This window comes from Niabella aquatica, assembly GCF_054779315.1.
On the sequence record NZ_BAAGYM010000039.1, the window covers coordinates 1 to 15,845 of the forward strand.

Genomic DNA, 15,845 nt, shown 5'->3' on the forward strand with positions numbered 1-15,845 from the left:
ATGCCTCACTTAAAGCAATTTTTGCTCCAAATGAGGCATTTTTTATATCCTTTTGCTAATAAAATAAAAGCCTACACTGTATTACATATTTTCAGGAAGACCCTCTTCAATAGACAATGCAAAGGCTCTATCGGCTTCTTTAAAGCAAAAATTAAGAATTTTTGTAGTAGAAGTTTTGAACTCCAAAGCTGCACCTGACGAGGTATTGTATACCAGATAGCCATACAGCTCTTCTTTTGTTTTATTGTTGGTATTAACACCGCCATCAGGGTCGATAGCATAAAACCTGGAAAGAGGATATTTGGCGCTTAACAAGTTATCGAAGTAGTGAAATGTATTTTTAAAAGTACCATGAGTACCTATGGTGCTGCTGATAACTATTTTAGAGATAACGCCCTTCCGCTCTGTTATTTCACAAACAAAATTAGGATTGGGCGATTCTTTGTCCAGTACAGCTAGAGTGGCTTTCTTGTCGCCTCCCCTTTCAACCACGATCACATTCGTAGCAATCAACTTCGACTGGATACTATCATAAGGCTTTCCCATAAAGCTTACCATTTCTTCAATATCCAGTTTATAAGGTTCCTTTATTGCTGCTGTCACATCGGCTTTGTCGCAGGATGCTAATATTACGACAATGACCAAAAGAGAAAGTAGCTTTTTCATTTTATTCAATTTGAAGGAGCGTAAACAGTTGAAGTTATATAACAAAGGTAATAGCTGAAACAGGTATTATGCTGAATACAGATACTGAAAAGTTATGGTAAAAAACTTTTTAACTTTTCATTGACGATAAAACCGGAAAAGCCAATGCTGATGGTTATGAGCTACTTAAAAATAATGATAATTTCTAGGTAAAGTTTTAGTTAAAAGATACCTGTACATGGCATAATTATGGTGACAAATATTGCTTTTCAAATAGGGGAGTATGAATTAATGAAAAAGGGCCTGTCTGAACCGGATTTTTTACAAGCAGCTGTTATCATAAGCTGTTCCATAGAAACTATTAAAGCTTTAGCAGAAGTAGAAGGCAACGCTGAAGCATTTTTACCCAATAATGAACCAATGCTTTGGTTCCACCATGATGTTTTTTCACGGAGAACAGGCGGTGTTTATGATACGCTGGCTCCTGAAATATCCTGCCCCAAAGCCGGGAATTATGGTGCTGCATCTGAACAGCATGACCGCTTACATCAAGCCATGTTATATAATAAAGAAGCAGCTTTAATGTCCGCCGGTTGGGGCAGGTTTCAAATAATGGGTTATAATTATGAACTGGCCGGGTTTGATACTTTACAGGCATTTATCAGCGCTATGTATAAAAGCGAAAAAGAACAATTAATGGCATTTATACATTACCTGAAAAGCCTGGCGCTAGACGAAGATCTGCGGAATACAGACTGGAAAGCTTTTGCATCAAAATATAAAAAAACTGATGAACAAGCATCCTTTATCGCAAGGCTGAACAATGCCTATATAAAATTTAAGACCTCCGCAGGTACTAATTCTTAATATCTTCTTTGATCTCTTTAGCCTTATCGCCTACTTTCTGAGCACCTTTTTTAACAGCCTTGCCTACTTCCTGCGCTTTTTCTTTTGTGGCGTCTGCTGCTTTTTCCACGCCCTCTTTAGTAGCTTCTGCAGCATCCTTTACTCCTTCTTTGGTAGCATTATACCCTTTCTCCACAGCATTTCCTGTGGCTTCTGCAGCATTCGTAACACCACGTTTGGTAGCATCCCATGCATTTTCTATAGCAGCACCGGTTTTATCAAAAAAACGACCGGCCTTACTAATCCGCTCCCCTTCTTCTATTACAATTACTTTTCCGTCCCTATTAACAATATCTCCATTGGTCTTAATCACAACACCATTATCCAGTACGATATCTTTTTCAACAACGGCCCATGTACCATTTGAGAATACCATGACCTGTCCGTCCCTTCTGATTACATCACCTTCTACATATTCCGGCTGTATTATTGTAACAGAAGCCGTATCTGCACCTGATAAAGCAAGGGTATCAGCCGTTTCATTGCTGTTAGATGAGTTGTTGCATGAAGCAGCGATTGCTGCCATTGCAGTAATAGTAAATAATTTTTTCATTTTGATTTAGTTTTTATACCGGGCGATAACCGCCCGTTGTTGATTAAAAATAAAATACATGTAAAAAGCTGACCCCCAAAAATTAATATCCAATATAACAAAGATAAAAAATTTCAAGTGTCCTGAAATAACAGGAACAGATGTCATGCGCTAGCTGCCGGGATATTTATCAGTTTCTTAATATCCTCTTTTTTGCTTTTCCTTTTTATCTACAATAGCACCTACACCAGCCCCGGTAGCTGCACCAATAACACCGCCTACTACACCACCGCCGACCCGGTTATTTTTGTTAGCTATTGCACCAATAACAGCACCCGATGCAGCACCCACTATAGCACCTTTGGCAGTATGGCTCATCCCCTTTCTCTGGGGCGCCTGCTGAGCTGGTACAGATGCGTTACCAGAGCCTGCTGATCCACGGTTGCTTCCGCTACTTGTATATGTAGTATGGCTCCTGCTGCTGGAACTTCTTGATGAAGAAACCTTTTTTCGGGAACCTGCTGCCGCTGCAACTGTAGCCGCTTTTTCCTCTTCTTTTAATTCATTTTCAGCAGCTATTCTTTCGCGGATTTCCGCTTCCATTTTCCATTTCTGGTACTCGGCGAGTCCTAATGTGTCCTGCCCCTGCATAGGCCCTGCATCAGCATCTTTTTTCCTGCTGGTGCAGGATACAGTTATAAGAATGGTGATCAGCAAAGCCATTATCGATAAAACATTTACTTTCTTCATAACACTGGATTTAATTAATAATTCTTTTCCAGTTAGACAAAAAACTATGCCAAAGAAGTTGCGCATGAATCTTAAAAAAAACTTAATAACCATAAAATCAAACAGCCATCTCCCAGTGAAGATGGCTGTTAAAAACCTCTTATACAAGACCTTATCTCAGATAATCTTTTCTACCTGCATATAATTTAACTCAACAGGTGTTGAACGTCCGAATATTTTTACTATCACTTTTAATTTTTTCTTTTCGTCATTTACTTCCTCAATGATACCATTGAAATCATTAAAAGGTCCTTCCACAATCTTAATAGTTTCTCCAACAATATAAGGTTCTATCATGCTTACACCACCGGCCTCGTTCATTTCATCCATACGGCCCAGCATTTTATTCACTTCTGCCTTACGAAGAGATATAGGATTATCCTTGCCCAGGAAATGGATGACACTATTCGTACCCACCACCAGGTCTCTCAGGTCATCGCTCATTTTGCCGTCTAATACCTCTATCATTACATAACCGGGATAATAGTTTCTCTCACGCATCACTTTTTTCCCGTTTTGCACTTTATATACCTTTTCCACCGGAAGAAATACCTGTTTTACTAATTTCTCAAACGGGCTACGTGAAATTTCCTTATCGAGGTACTCCTTAACTTTCCGCTCCTTACCGCTTACTACACGCAATACATACCATTTGGTATCCTGTTGCGGAGTTTCAGCAGCATTATTTTCAACAATATTCTCTGCCATTTTTCTTAGCTGTATAAAATTTTGTATAAGAAATTAAGGCCGCCACCCGCTAAAAAGTCCATTAGCCAAACAATAAGCGTAATGATTATCGTGGCAACCAGCACAATCATTGTAGACTGCTGTAAATGTGCCCAGTTAGGCCAGGTTACCTTTTCTGCTAATTCTTTGTAGCTATCTTTTAAATAATTTCCGAATTTAATCATCTTGTTACTGTTTAAGTTAAAGTTTAAAAGTTAAGACTCTATGTAAAACCGTTAAACTTTAATAACATCAAACTTTGAACTTATAAATCGCACGGGCACAAGGATTCGAACCCTGATCAACGGTTTTGGAGACCGCTATTCTACCATTGAACTATGCCCGTAAAAAGCCCTCTAAACCTCTCCGCCATTTGAAGGAAGGCTTAAAAAGGCAAAATTTAAAGAACTATTTTTAAAAACAAAGTACCCAAGCTACTGCCTAAGGTACTTTGCAAAAGTATTCGAAGCTTTTCCAAAGTCCTCCCTTCGGGAGGATTTAGGTAGGCTTTTATTTCAAAATTTCAGTAACCTGACCAGCACCTACAGTACGGCCCCCTTCACGGATCGCAAATTTCAAACCTTTTTCCATCGCGATCGGAGTGATCAGTTTTACAGTCAGGGTAGTGTTATCTCCCGGCATGATCATTTCAGTTCCTTCCGGTAAGGAACACTCTCCTGTTACATCCGTAGTACGGAAGTAGAACTGAGGACGGTATTTCTGGAAGAATGGCGTATGACGTCCACCTTCATCTTTACTTAACACGTAAACCTCTGCTTTAAATTCAGTGTGAGGAGTGATAGAACCTGGCTTACAGATTACCATACCACGGCGGATCTGGGTTTTCTCAATACCACGTAATAACAAACCTGCGTTATCACCAGCTTCACCTTCGTCTAATATCTTACGGAACATTTCTACGCCTGTTACAGTAGAAGTTAATGGTTTTTCCATTAAACCTACAATCTCAACAGGCTCACCTGTTTTAATTTTACCTCTTTCAATACGGCCGGTAGCAACAGTACCACGACCTGTGATAGAGAATACATCTTCTACAGACATCAGGAACGGGAGATCAATCGGGCGTGGAGGAAGCGGAATCCAGCTGTCAACAGCGTCCATTAATTCAGTGATAGCTCCAACCCATTTTTCATCACCAGCTAAAGCACCGGTAGCAGATCCTTTAATGATCGGAGTATTATCACCGTCAAAACCACGTTTGCTCAACTCATCGCGAACTTCCATTTCTACTAAATCTAAAAGTTCAGGATCGTCAACAAGGTCAACTTTATTTAAGAAAACCACCATTTTAGGTACACCTACCTGTGCAGCCAAAAGGATGTGCTCTTTAGTTTGAGGCATAGGTCCGTCAGTAGCCGCTACCACCAGGATAGCACCGTCCATCTGAGCCGCACCAGTGATCATATTTTTTACGTAGTCAGCGTGACCAGGACAATCCACGTGTGCATAGTGACGGCTATCGGTTTGGTATTCTACGTGTGCAGTATTAATTGTAATACCTCTTTCTTTTTCTTCAGGAGCACCGTCGATATCATCATATTTCTTAGCTGTAGCCAATCCTTTTTTTGCAAGAATTTCGGTAATAGCTGCAGTCAAAGTTGTTTTACCATGGTCAACGTGACCAATAGTACCAATGTTTACGTGGGGTTTCTCCCTCTTAAAGGTCTCTTTTGACATTGTTATCTGTTTTTAAAGTTGTTTTTAATTATTATGTGCCTGGCAATGATGCTTCTATAGAGCAGTATTGCGTCGCACACTTGTGCTGTTGTGCATTATTCAACAGTTTAAAAGTTGATAAGTTTACAAGTTAATAAAACATCTTGCTAACCTTTCAACTTCACCAGGAGCCGTTGATGAGAATTGAACTCACGACCTCTTCCTTACCAAGGAAGTGCTCTACCACTGAGCTACAACGGCTTGTCAAATATTAAGTTGACAGATGACCGTTGTTAGCTGACAGTAATTCCGTCAACTGTCATCTCATTTCTGTCATCTACACAGAGCGGGAGACGAGGCTCGAACTCGCCACCTGAAGCTTGGAAGGCTACCGCTCTACCAAATGAGCTACTCCCGCTGGTCAATGTGCCCATATGCTAATTTGCTAATAAGCCAATGCATACCACACATATTCATCAAAATAAAGAACTTTCTCTTATTAGCTAATACCACATCGGTAAATTAGCTAATTTAAAAAGTGGGCAGGGAAGGATTCGAACCTCCGTACTCCGGAGAGAACAGATTTACAGTCTGTCGCCTTTAACCACTCGGCCACCTACCCTTTGTTCGGTTAAAAACCCGCCTGACCAGACGGGCAGGGTTTACAAGTTAAATATTGATAAAGCTTCCCTTGTCAAAACTTATAAACCTGTCAACCTGTTACCTAACAAAAAGAGCCGAAGAAGGGAGTCGAACCCCCGACCTGCTGATTACAAATCAGCTGCTCTACCAACTGAGCTACTTCGGCTTATTTACATATTATATTAAGAACTTTATTTTCAGAGCATTCAAACTGTTTTTTTACAAGACAAAAAAGAAGCTCTTCAAAATTTGGAAGGCAAAAGTAGGGGGAATTTTCGAAACCTCAAAATACCCATACAATATTTTTATAAAAAAAATATCGATACTACTTACTTCCTGTTTTAGCCTGAATATCCGGCAACATTATAATGGGCCGGGATGCCATATTCGTTTTAAAAAGGCACGAAATGCCACGCAACTCCAAATGTTATCGCCAGCACTAGCGAAGTTTGTTCGCTATGAAAAAAATGGTTTCATCAGGCCGATCACATAAAAATCTGTTGTTTGAATAGATATACTAAAAATCCGATCCATCATTAAAGCCTCAACAAGCTTCAGCGTATTTTTAAGGTTGGGAAACGGCTTTACAATCAGTAATATCCTTAGTATTGGTTATGAAGCCAGTATTTGTAAAGTTATTTATGTAACATTCCCGGTAATATATGCTTAAGACTGCACAGGATCGAATGAATTTCAAGACTTGTCAAAAAATTTCGATCACCAGGTTGCTGCGGCATTGGGTCTCAGGCTAATGTAGAAGGGAATGCTACCCCGGCTTTCTTAAGCTTAGTGTCTTCTTTAATCTCAGCGAATTCTTTTTCCCGATTTTTCTGCAAAAAACAGCCGGACTGACGGGTAAATGTGCTGCCCGTGTGGAACACATCAGCCAATAAGTGAAACACCTATTGAAAACAAAACAGGGAAGTAGCAAACAAGCCTTCTCCGGCATAGCATACATAGTGCAGGCCGGTATCGCCTAAAAACAGCGGCATGCGTACATCCATGTTTTTTTGGTAAGCTTACATTTAAATCAATGCGCTGTACATAAAGCATATGGCATGTTGAAGGTCAACAGAGTTTTTTATTATTACTACATAACATATTTTTTATCTAATACCTAAGGGAATGGCGCTCCAATTTGAAAGCATCAGCCTCAGTATCCGGAGTAAACCATTCTATACAATCGTCACTCATAATTTTCAGTTTAAAAAACTATTTAATAAATGAATCATTCACGTAACAAATTGTTTATAATTTCTTAAAATACAAATCAGCTGGTTAACCGGTTATGTGAATAGATTTGTACTCCAATTCAAAACCATTACATATATCAGGCAGGATCTTAACAACCTTAGAGGCTCGGGTTGTTTTAGGTGAAAACTGAAGATCTCCGTAAATAAAATAAGCAGTTTCTGTAAGTATCCCAATAAAATATAATTAACTAAACTACCAAACAATGAAAATTGGACTGAAGCGGCATCGCTATCTGGATGTCCTCCTATTGCTCTTACTGGGCATTTCACTCAAAGGCTGGGCACAAACAAACACAACTGTTACGGGCACCGTGCGTGATCAAAGCGGAGCCGTAATGCCTAACGTAACCATTACGGCGATCAATGCATCGGACAGCGCCTTACAAAAGAGTACTGTTACTAATGAAAAAGGCGCATTTAGCTTTACTCAGCTTATTGCCGGTACAACTTACCATTTCAGGGTAACACATATCGGATTTCAGCCACAAATAATAGACAATTATCTAGTAAAAGGCGAAACCAATATCCCCATTCAGATTCAGCTGACATCCATGTCTAATGCGGCTTTGGAAGAGGTAATTGTAGTAGGTTATGGCACTCAAAAAAGAGAAAATGCTACGGGCGCGGTGGACCAGATCACTTCAAAAAGCTTGGAGAACAGGCCGGTAACCAACCTTACTCAGGGACTACAGGGCATGCTGCCCAACCTGAATCTTAAAATGATGGATGGCAAACCCACCCAATCTCCAAGCTATAATATACGGGGTACCACTTCTATCGGTCAGGGCGGTAGTGCACTGGTGCTGATCGATGGTTTTGAAGGCGACCCCAGCCTCTTAAATCCTAATGATATTGAAACGGTTTCTATCCTGAAAGATGCGGCATCGGCAGCTATTTATGGAGCAAGAGGGGTATTTGGCGTGGTATTAATCACTACCAAAAGAGGGGTAAAGGGCAGAACTAACGTTTCTTACAGCAGCAATTACGCATTAAAATCGCCTGTAACCAGGCCCGATTTTGTAACCGATGGTTATACCTGGGCAAAAATGTTTGCTGAAGCGTTTGTGAATGGTGATGGTGCCTTTCCTCAAAACGCTAACAAAACACAAAAATTCTCACAGGCTTACCTGGATGAGTTTAAGAGAAGAGTAGAATCGGGACAGCCTTATAATACTGTAGAAGTAAACCCTACTACCGGCGAGTACACCTACTATGGAAGCACGGATTATTACGCTGAATTGTACAAAAAAAATACAGCAGCATTTGAGAACAATCTTTCGGTAAGCGGGGGCAGCGATAAAGCTACTTTCCTGGTATCGGGTCGTTTCTTAAAACAAAATGGCCTGTTTCGCTACAACAGTGATGACTATGATATGAAGAATATCCGCGCAAGAGGTACCATACAGGTATTCCCCTGGTTGAACATTGAGAACAATACCGACTATTCTATTATGAATTATCATAACCCCATCAATGTTGGTGAAGGAGGCGGTATCTGGAGAAATATTGCTGATGAGGGTAAACCTACTATGCCGATATTTAACCCGGATGGCAGCTTAACATTTGCTGCCGCGTATACCGTTGGTGATTTTATCTACGGTAAAAACGGTATCGATACCCGCCGTGAAGTGTTCAGGAATATCACAGGTTTAAGAAGCCACTTCTTTAATGACAAATTCCGGGTAAATGCAGATTTCACCTTCCGTAATACCAATAATAACCGTGACCAAAAACGGGTACAGGTACCTTACAGTAATTTCAAAGGAGTTACCGCTTATGTAGGTACTACTACCAACGATTTATTGTTTGACTCCCGGGAAACCAGATACTGGGCTACCAATATTTATGCAGAGTATGAAAACCGGTTCGGAGATAATCATTACCTGAAAGCAATGGCCGGTTATAACTATGAGCAATCTACTTACAACCGTATTGCAGTACAGCGCAACGGTATTATTTTTGAAGATGCGAATGACTTAAACCTGGTACTGGGCCAGGCCATCACTACGGGCGGTGGTTATGAGCAATGGGCTATACTGGGCGGTTTCTCCAGGTTGAACTATTCCTTTAAAGATCGCTACCTGGTTGAGGTGAATGCGCGCTATGATGGGTCCTCCAAGTTTCCCTCCAACCAGCGTTATGGTTTTTTCCCTTCTGTATCTGCGGGCTGGAGAATTAATAAAGAATCGTTCTGGAACGTATCTCAAAAAGCCATTTCCGATCTTAAAATAAGGGCTTCTTACGGAGCCCTGGGCAATGGTAATATAGCTTCCTATGCCTTCCAGGAAATTTTCAATATCAGCCAGTCGGGTGTTATACTGAACGGATCAAGGCCGCAAACCACCCGTAACCCGGCGGTTGTACCCGAAGGGCTTACCTGGGAAACTTCTACCACAACGAATATTGGTTTAGACCTGACTACGTTATCGGGCAGGCTGACTTTTATGGGCGATGCCTACATCCGTAAAACCACTGACATGTTTACATTCGGGTTAACACCTCCTGCCGTTTTTGGCGCCGATGTGCCTAAAGGCAACTATGCCGACCTGACTACCCGCGGTTGGGAAGCCTCTTTAACCTGGAATGATCAATTCGGCAGTTCTGAAAAACCTTTCCGGTATAATGTAAGGCTGACGTTATCAGATAACAAAACAAAAATAGATAAGTACAATAACCCAGATAAACTGCTAAGCGATTATTATGAGGGTCAAACACTTGGCGAGATATGGGGCTATGAAACCGAAGGCTTCTTTATTGATGAAGCAGATATTGCTTCGCATGCCAAACAAAGTCCGCAAATGAGGGCCTCTCCTTCCGGTCTCTGGTTTCCGGGTGATATAAAATTAAAAGACCTCAACGGGGATGGTTTTATCAATGTTGGTGAAAACAAAGCAGGCAAATCAGGCGACCGCAGAATTATTGGTAACTCAGCACCAAGATACATGTATGGCGTTAACCTGGGGGCAGACTGGAATAATATTTTCTTCTCGGTTTTTATGCAGGGGGTAGGTAAACAACAGTGGTATCCCAGCACAGAAACAGAAATGTTCTGGGGGCAGTATAACCGGCCTTATAACAATATTCCCAAGTTCCATCTGGGCAATATGTGGACACCTGAAAATACCGATGCTTACTTTCCCAGAACCATGTCGCGGGCAGCATCCAACAATACCACCCGCACACTGGGTGTAGCACAAACCCGGTACCTGCAGAACGTGGCCTATTTAAGGATAAAGAATATCCAGATCGGTTACAATCTGCCTTCGAACTGGGTGAACCATATCGGCGCCCGCTCGGTGAAGGTATTTTTCTCAGGTGAGAATTTGTTCACCTACTCCCCTATGTACAAAATTGTTAAGAACACCATCGACGTAGAAAATGCAGTTCCTTCAGACCAGGATCTGAATGGCAACAGCACTAACGGAGATGGTTATAACTATCCTATGCTAAAAAGCTATTCATTCGGATTAAACGTTGGATTTTAACGCACAAAAAATAACAAATGAAAAAATTATATATAGGAATTTTGCTGGGCAGCCTGGGGTTCGCTGCCTGCAATAAGCTGGACCAGGTACCACAATCAACCGCTACAAAGAAAGCTGTATTTGGCACAGAGAACGGGCTGAAATTATATACCAACTCGTTTTATGGACTAGGCTTTCTTCCCAGGAACTCTACCAGCCAGGATGCCATGTCAGACTACCTGGCAGTAAGATCTGTACAGGATTTCATCCGAGAGGGAGGGTTTGCTGCGAATAACAGCTCCGGATGGACCTGGACAGACCTCCGGAATATCAACTACTTTATTCAAAACTGTAATGACCCTGCAGTACCGGAAGCCACACGTAATAACTACCTGGGCATTGCACGTTATTTCAGGGCATACTTCTATATGGAAAAAGTGAAGCGTTTTGGCGATGTACCGTGGATCGGTAAGGCGCCGGATATCAATGATCCGCTGTTGACAGCTGGTCGTGATAAACGGGAACTGGTAATGGACTCGGTACTGGCCGACCTCGATTTTGCCTGCGCCAATATCCTGACTACCAACGATGCCAGTCGTACTACTGTCACGAAGTGGGTGGCTTATGCCTATAAGTCGCGGGTTTGTTTGTTTGAAGGCACTTTCAGAAAATACCACACCGAATTAAACCTTACCGGTACCGCTGCTAAATGGCTGACCGAAGCTGCATCAGCAGCCGAGCAGATCATCAAAAACGGTGGATTCTCTATTAATACTGCCGGTGGGCCCGGTGTATCGTACCGGCAGGTATTTACAAGCAATACCCCTTTAACCAACGAAGTCTTACAGGCAGCTGTTGCCGACGTAAATCTGGGTGTATTGAATGAGGCTAACTGGTGGTGGACCAGCGGCACTTATGGCGCCAAAGCCAGCTTTATACGCACTTTCATCAATACCTACTTAAAGCTGGATGGCACGCCTTTTACCAACGACCCGGATTATCCTACCATGCTGTTTAAAGATGAAGTGAAGAATCGCGATCTGCGATTAAAGCAAACCATCCGCCTGGGCGATTATAAAAGGATCAGCAACGGACAGCAGGTACCGGCACCGCCGGTATTCTCTTATACCTTTACAGGATACCAACCTATTAAATGGACCCTTGACGATATGGCCTTTGATGCAGGTGCTTTAAATACCAATGCCATCGCTTTGTTCCGCTATGCGGAAGTGTTACTGAACTATGCTGAAGCAAAAGCAGAACTGGGTACCTTAACCGATGCCGATTGGGCATTGACGGTAGGGGTGCTAAGAGCAAGAGCAGGCATTACCGGTGGCTTAACTACCAGACCCACCGTTGCCGATCCTTACCTGGTGGCTAATTATTTCCCGGGCATTACCGACCCTTCCATACTGGAAGTAAGAAGAGAACGGGGTATTGAATTAAGCCTTGAGGGGCTTCGTTTCTCCGACCTTTTGAGATGGAAAAGAGGAGAATTAATGCAGCAGGAATGGAATGGGTTTTATGTGCCTTCATTAAATACGCCTATGGACTTAAATGAAGACGGTATGCCGGATGTAGCATTTTACCAGGGTTCCCGCCCCACGCCAGGTGTAAGCGGCGTTACTTATGTAGATGTATCATCCAGGATCGGTAATGCAGTGAACTCACAATTATTGAAAAATGGCACATCCGGTGAGCTGATATGGATGAACGAGATCCCCAGGAAATGGAACGAGCGTAATTATTACTATCCTATCCCCCTGAACGACCTGCAACGCAATCCTAATTTAAAACAAAACCCAGGCTGGGAATAAAACAGCTTAAAATATAAGATTATGAATCTGAAAACATGGACCATCGCTGCCCTCATGCTGGCTGTTACCTGCGGCATCAGGGCACAAAAAATTACCATAGGCACTTTTAATATCCGCTATGATAACCCGCAAGACTCCGGTAACCTGTGGAAAGATCGGGCACCTGTTGTATCCAATCTGATCCGCTTTCACGGTTTTGATATATTAGGTTTGCAGGAAGGGTTACTTAACCAGCTCGAAGATATCAGCCATGCACTGCCTGAGTATGCCCGTTATGGCAAAGGCCGTGATGATGGCAAAGACGCCGGCGAGCACTCCGCTATTTTTTATAAAAAGGATCGCTTCAAATTGCTAAAAAGCGGCGACTTCTGGTTATCTGAAACACCCGGGCAACCGGGCAAAGGCTGGGACGTAACCTGCTGTAACCGCATCTGTTCATGGGTATACCTGGAAGACAGGTTGACTAAAAAGAACTTCTATACTTTTAATGTGCATTATGATCATCAGGGTGTAATAGCCCGGCGCGAGAGCAGTAAGCTGCTCCTGAAAATGATTGGCGAAATAGCAGGCGATAGCCCGGTACTGCTCACAGGCGATTTTAACGGCAACAGGGACAGTGAATGGTACCAGTACCTGGCTACTTCTACCCTGTTAACGGATGCCTATACTAAAGTAAAATTTCCCTATGCCAACAATTCATCGGCCAACGGGTTCAGAACACCACGCGGCAGTGCAGTTATAGACCATATTTTCATAACGAAGCAGTTTACCGCCAGCAGATGGGGAATCTTAACCGATACCTATTTTGGCAAATTTCCCTCGGATCATTTTCCGGTTTTGGCAGACATTGAGCTGAAGTAATTAATACCTCCTTTACCGAGAAATCTCCTGGGCGAATGGTTCAGGAGATTTTTTATACCCTTTCTAAGGTAATATTTTCTTCCGCTCCTGGGTTGCCCGGCTGAAACGACACACCCGGTCGTTAGTCAAAAAGGAATATCCTGTATGCATGCTTTTCACTAGTGCCGGCGTCTTATAACCAACAAAAAAGACATAAAAAAAGCCCCGCTTTTGCGAGGCTTACTGTATTTTAATTTTAATCAGGCAATCATTTTTTCTTTTCTTCTTTTTACCTGGTTCACAAGCGAATCAAAAGCTGCCTCAAAAGACTCTTCGAAAGATTTGCTTGTTGATTTCACAAAGAAGCTGTGTCGGGGCACATGTACTTTAATTTCCACAATTTTGTCCTTGATCTGGTGTACCACATTGTCCAGTTTTAGAAACACATCCGACTCAATAATGCGATCATGAAACGTATGCAGTTTCTCCATTTTGCGTTTAACAAAATCAATCAGTTTTTGATCGGCATCAAAATTAACCGTTTGAATGTTCACATTCATAGTTCATATATTTAAGAGTGAATAATTAATAAAAAAAACTTTTCAAAGAACTGTTCCAGCTATGTACTAAAGTTACTGAAAAGAATAACCACTCTCAAAAAAATATTTGCTAAAGTTTTCCCATAAATTCAGGCTTTCGGATGGGCATTTTTGTACACTTCTTTTAGTTTTTCAATGGTGTTATGCGTATATATCTGCGTGGCCGCCAGGCTGGCATGTCCCAGCAGTTCTTTCACCGCATTCAGCTCTGCCCCGTGGTTCACGAGATGGGTGGCAAAGCTATGGCGGAGCACATGCGGGCTTTTTTTATCCAGTGTGGGAATTTCGGCCAGTACCTGCCTTACCAGCAAATAGGCATATTTGGGATACAGCTTCTTTCCTTTTTCTGTCACCAGCAGTTCCTCTTCCGGCGCTGCGAACTCTTTTCGTTTCAGAGCTATATAATTTTGTATGGCCGCTAATGTTTCGTTATGCAGTGGTATGCTTCGTTCCTTATTGCCCTTGCCCAACACTTTTACCTGCCGGCGGCTGAAGTCAACCTGCTGCTCTTTTAACCGTATCAGCTCGTTCAGGCGCATACCGGTAGCATAAAAAAGCCCGACCAGCATACTGGCGTTCAGCGATTTCCAGTTTTCGGCAGAGGCGCTTACCGATGCTCTAACAACTGCCAGGTCATCTTCCCTGATAAAAACGGGTAATCGCCTGCTGATTTTGGGAGCGATGATTTGAGCCATAGGGTTGGTTGATATAGTACCGGTTTTTAAGTGAAACTTAAAAAAAGATTTAAGCGTTGAGATTTTCCGGTTAATACTTTTAGAAGTAAGCTCATGCTCTTTAAGATCGGCCAGCCAGCTTCTAACGTGATGGTAGCCAACACTTGTGAACGGAACGCCGTCAAATACCCTTAGCAAAAAAAGATCAAAATCCTGCAAATCGCCTTCGTAAGCAATAACAGTATGTTGCGAAAACCTTTTCTCAAATTTCAGGTAATTAACGAAAGGGCTGATATATTCCTTTAATCTTTCAGGCATAAAAAAGTCCTGCACTATGTGCAGGACTGCAATTTATTCAAAATCTTATTCTAATTATAATTCAATTTTACCGCTGGCGATCTGCTGCTTATAAATTGCTTTCAAAACCTCTCCGCGGCGTTTTACAGATGGCTTTGTAAAGCTCTGACGTTCACGCAGCTCTAAAAGAACTTTAGATTTCTCGAATTTCTTTTTATACTTTTTCAGCGCTTTGTCAATGTTTTCGCAGTCCTTAGAATCAATGATTAACATAATATATATACCTCCTTTGGTAATTTTTTTGAGGGTGCAAAGATAGGAATATCTTTTTTATAAACAAATATTTTGGACAGAATGTTATTGTACCTGAAATTAGCGCCATGTTTACAGGAATTATTGAAGCTACAGGAACGATCAGGAAAATAGAACGATCAGGAAGTAATACCACTTTCTGGATAGAAAGCGCTATCAGCCCTGAACTTAAAACAGATCAAAGTGTGAGCCATAATGGCGTTTGCCTTACTGTTGAAAGCGTTTCGGACCATATCCATTCTGTGACCGCGATCGAGGAAACACTGAAGAAGACCAACCTGGGCGCACTCAAAGAAAACAGTATACTCAACCTAGAACGCTGTATGGTAATGAACGGCCGGCTGGACGGGCATATTGTTCAGGGACATGTAGACGGAACGGCTGAGTGCATTGAATTAATCTCCAAAAACGGCAGCTGGGAATATACGTTCAGGTTTGATGAAAAATTTGCCCCGCTGGTAATTGAAAAAGGTTCGGCCTGCATCAATGGCATCAGCCTTACTGTTTTTGACGTAGGGTGCAACAGTTTTAAAGTGGCTGTAATCCCATACACCTACCACCACACGAACATACGCGAAATCCGCAAAAAGGATACGGTAAATATTGAATTTGATGTAATCGGTAAATATATGCTGCGCATGCAGCAGTTAAAACTATAAAGAAGTGCATCGT

General features: G+C 42.0%; 14 protein-coding genes and 5 tRNA genes. 5 read left to right on the forward strand and 14 right to left on the reverse strand.

The annotated features are described in order from the left end of the window. Positions 1 to 81 precede the first annotated feature (81 nt). A complete protein-coding gene (locus ACYVBM_RS21960; protein WP_460687853.1) occupies positions 82 to 666 on the reverse strand; it encodes a hypothetical protein in 585 nt (194 codons plus the stop codon). Between the two features lie 228 nt (positions 667 to 894). Here ACYVBM_RS21960 and ACYVBM_RS21965 point away from each other — a divergent pair, with 228 nt between their 5' ends. Then, positions 895 to 1,512, forward strand: a complete 618-nt coding sequence (locus ACYVBM_RS21965; protein WP_460687854.1) for an N-acetylmuramidase domain-containing protein — start codon at positions 895 to 897, stop codon at positions 1,510 to 1,512. On the opposite strand, the gene ACYVBM_RS21970 is transcribed toward ACYVBM_RS21965, so the two are convergent. The 10 genes from ACYVBM_RS21970 to ACYVBM_RS22015 form a co-directional block, all read right to left on the reverse strand. After that, positions 1,502 to 2,104, reverse strand: a complete 603-nt coding sequence (locus tag ACYVBM_RS21970; protein ID WP_460687855.1) for a DUF6799 domain-containing protein — start codon at positions 2,102 to 2,104, stop codon at positions 1,502 to 1,504. The genes ACYVBM_RS21965 and ACYVBM_RS21970 overlap by 11 nt on opposite strands. Positions 2,105 to 2,281: 177 nt before the next feature. Then, the gene (locus ACYVBM_RS21975; protein WP_460687856.1) at positions 2,282 to 2,833 is read right to left on the reverse strand and encodes a YMGG-like glycine zipper-containing protein; all 552 of its coding nucleotides are present in this window, start codon (positions 2,831 to 2,833) and stop codon (positions 2,282 to 2,284) included. A 156-nt stretch (positions 2,834 to 2,989) separates the two neighbouring features. Further along, positions 2,990 to 3,580, reverse strand: coding sequence for a transcription termination/antitermination protein NusG (gene nusG, locus ACYVBM_RS21980; protein ID WP_460687857.1), 591 nt, complete (start codon positions 3,578 to 3,580; stop codon positions 2,990 to 2,992). A gap of 5 nt (positions 3,581 to 3,585) precedes the next feature. After that, entirely contained in the window at positions 3,586 to 3,783 is a 198-nt protein-coding gene (gene secE, locus ACYVBM_RS21985) for a preprotein translocase subunit SecE (RefSeq protein ID WP_460687858.1), read from the reverse strand. Positions 3,784 to 3,873: 90 nt separating this feature from the next. Next, positions 3,874 to 3,944, reverse strand: a tRNA-Trp gene (locus tag ACYVBM_RS21990). Between the two features lie 164 nt (positions 3,945 to 4,108). Then, on the reverse strand, positions 4,109 to 5,296 hold the full coding sequence (tuf, locus tag ACYVBM_RS21995) for an elongation factor Tu (protein ID WP_460687859.1): 1,188 nt from the start codon (positions 5,294 to 5,296) through the stop codon (positions 4,109 to 4,111). Positions 5,297 to 5,464: 168 nt separating this feature from the next. After that, positions 5,465 to 5,536: transfer RNA gene (locus ACYVBM_RS22000), tRNA-Thr, on the reverse strand. 84 nt (positions 5,537 to 5,620) lie between these two features. Next, positions 5,621 to 5,693: transfer RNA gene (locus ACYVBM_RS22005), tRNA-Gly, on the reverse strand. A gap of 121 nt (positions 5,694 to 5,814) precedes the next feature. Beyond that, a tRNA-Tyr gene (locus ACYVBM_RS22010) sits at positions 5,815 to 5,897 on the reverse strand. Between the two features lie 113 nt (positions 5,898 to 6,010). Next, positions 6,011 to 6,083: transfer RNA gene (locus tag ACYVBM_RS22015), tRNA-Thr, on the reverse strand. 1,290 nt (positions 6,084 to 7,373) lie between these two features. On the opposite strand from ACYVBM_RS22015, the gene ACYVBM_RS22020 reads away from it, so the two are divergent. Genes ACYVBM_RS22020 through ACYVBM_RS22030 form a run of 3 tightly spaced genes read left to right on the forward strand, consistent with a single transcriptional unit; the run spans position 7,374 to position 13,312 of the window. Continuing rightward, the gene (locus ACYVBM_RS22020) at positions 7,374 to 10,655 is read left to right on the forward strand and encodes a SusC/RagA family TonB-linked outer membrane protein (RefSeq protein WP_460687860.1); all 3,282 of its coding nucleotides are present in this window, start codon (positions 7,374 to 7,376) and stop codon (positions 10,653 to 10,655) included. A gap of 17 nt (positions 10,656 to 10,672) precedes the next feature. After that, positions 10,673 to 12,451 carry a RagB/SusD family nutrient uptake outer membrane protein gene (locus ACYVBM_RS22025; protein WP_460687861.1) on the forward strand — a complete coding sequence of 593 codons (1,779 nt, stop codon included), beginning with the start codon at positions 10,673 to 10,675 and terminating at the stop codon, positions 12,449 to 12,451. A gap of 21 nt (positions 12,452 to 12,472) precedes the next feature. Beyond that, a complete protein-coding gene (locus ACYVBM_RS22030; protein WP_460687862.1) occupies positions 12,473 to 13,312 on the forward strand; it encodes an endonuclease/exonuclease/phosphatase family protein in 840 nt (279 codons plus the stop codon). A 239-nt stretch (positions 13,313 to 13,551) separates the two neighbouring features. Here the strand turns inward: ACYVBM_RS22030 and ACYVBM_RS22035 are convergent, their stop codons facing one another. From ACYVBM_RS22035 to rpsU, 3 genes are all read right to left on the reverse strand, one after another. Beyond that, entirely contained in the window at positions 13,552 to 13,851 is a 300-nt protein-coding gene (locus ACYVBM_RS22035) for an HPF/RaiA family ribosome-associated protein (RefSeq protein ID WP_460687863.1), read from the reverse strand. Between the two features lie 128 nt (positions 13,852 to 13,979). Then, entirely contained in the window at positions 13,980 to 14,882 is a 903-nt protein-coding gene (locus tag ACYVBM_RS22040) for a tyrosine-type recombinase/integrase (RefSeq protein ID WP_460687864.1), read from the reverse strand. 54 nt (positions 14,883 to 14,936) lie between these two features. Then, a complete protein-coding gene (gene rpsU, locus ACYVBM_RS22045; RefSeq protein ID WP_460687865.1) occupies positions 14,937 to 15,134 on the reverse strand; it encodes a 30S ribosomal protein S21 in 198 nt (65 codons plus the stop codon). Positions 15,135 to 15,241: 107 nt separating this feature from the next. Here rpsU and ACYVBM_RS22050 point away from each other — a divergent pair, with 107 nt between their 5' ends. Then, positions 15,242 to 15,832, forward strand: a complete 591-nt coding sequence (locus ACYVBM_RS22050) for a riboflavin synthase (RefSeq protein ID WP_460687866.1) — start codon at positions 15,242 to 15,244, stop codon at positions 15,830 to 15,832. Positions 15,833 to 15,845: the final 13 nt, after the last annotated feature.

What these genes read in the sequence shown, in the direction of transcription:
- ACYVBM_RS21960 (WP_460687853.1), bottom strand. Translation starts at nt 666, where the DNA reads ATGAAAAAGCTACTTTCTCTTTTGGTCATTGTCGTAATATTAGCATCC.
- ACYVBM_RS21965 (WP_460687854.1), top strand. Translation starts at nt 895, where the DNA reads ATGGTGACAAATATTGCTTTTCAAATAGGGGAGTATGAATTAATGAAA.
- ACYVBM_RS21970 (WP_460687855.1), bottom strand. Translation starts at nt 2,104, where the DNA reads ATGAAAAAATTATTTACTATTACTGCAATGGCAGCAATCGCTGCTTCA.
- ACYVBM_RS21975 (WP_460687856.1), bottom strand. Translation starts at nt 2,833, where the DNA reads ATGAAGAAAGTAAATGTTTTATCGATAATGGCTTTGCTGATCACCATT.
- nusG (WP_460687857.1), bottom strand. Translation starts at nt 3,580, where the DNA reads ATGGCAGAGAATATTGTTGAAAATAATGCTGCTGAAACTCCGCAACAG.
- secE (WP_460687858.1), bottom strand. Translation starts at nt 3,783, where the DNA reads ATGATTAAATTCGGAAATTATTTAAAAGATAGCTACAAAGAATTAGCA.
- tuf (WP_460687859.1), bottom strand. Translation starts at nt 5,296, where the DNA reads ATGTCAAAAGAGACCTTTAAGAGGGAGAAACCCCACGTAAACATTGGT.
- ACYVBM_RS22020 (WP_460687860.1), top strand. Translation starts at nt 7,374, where the DNA reads ATGAAAATTGGACTGAAGCGGCATCGCTATCTGGATGTCCTCCTATTG.
- ACYVBM_RS22025 (WP_460687861.1), top strand. Translation starts at nt 10,673, where the DNA reads ATGAAAAAATTATATATAGGAATTTTGCTGGGCAGCCTGGGGTTCGCT.
- ACYVBM_RS22030 (WP_460687862.1), top strand. Translation starts at nt 12,473, where the DNA reads ATGAATCTGAAAACATGGACCATCGCTGCCCTCATGCTGGCTGTTACC.
- ACYVBM_RS22035 (WP_460687863.1), bottom strand. Translation starts at nt 13,851, where the DNA reads ATGAATGTGAACATTCAAACGGTTAATTTTGATGCCGATCAAAAACTG.
- ACYVBM_RS22040 (WP_460687864.1), bottom strand. Translation starts at nt 14,882, where the DNA reads ATGCCTGAAAGATTAAAGGAATATATCAGCCCTTTCGTTAATTACCTG.
- rpsU (WP_460687865.1), bottom strand. Translation starts at nt 15,134, where the DNA reads ATGTTAATCATTGATTCTAAGGACTGCGAAAACATTGACAAAGCGCTG.
- ACYVBM_RS22050 (WP_460687866.1), top strand. Translation starts at nt 15,242, where the DNA reads ATGTTTACAGGAATTATTGAAGCTACAGGAACGATCAGGAAAATAGAA.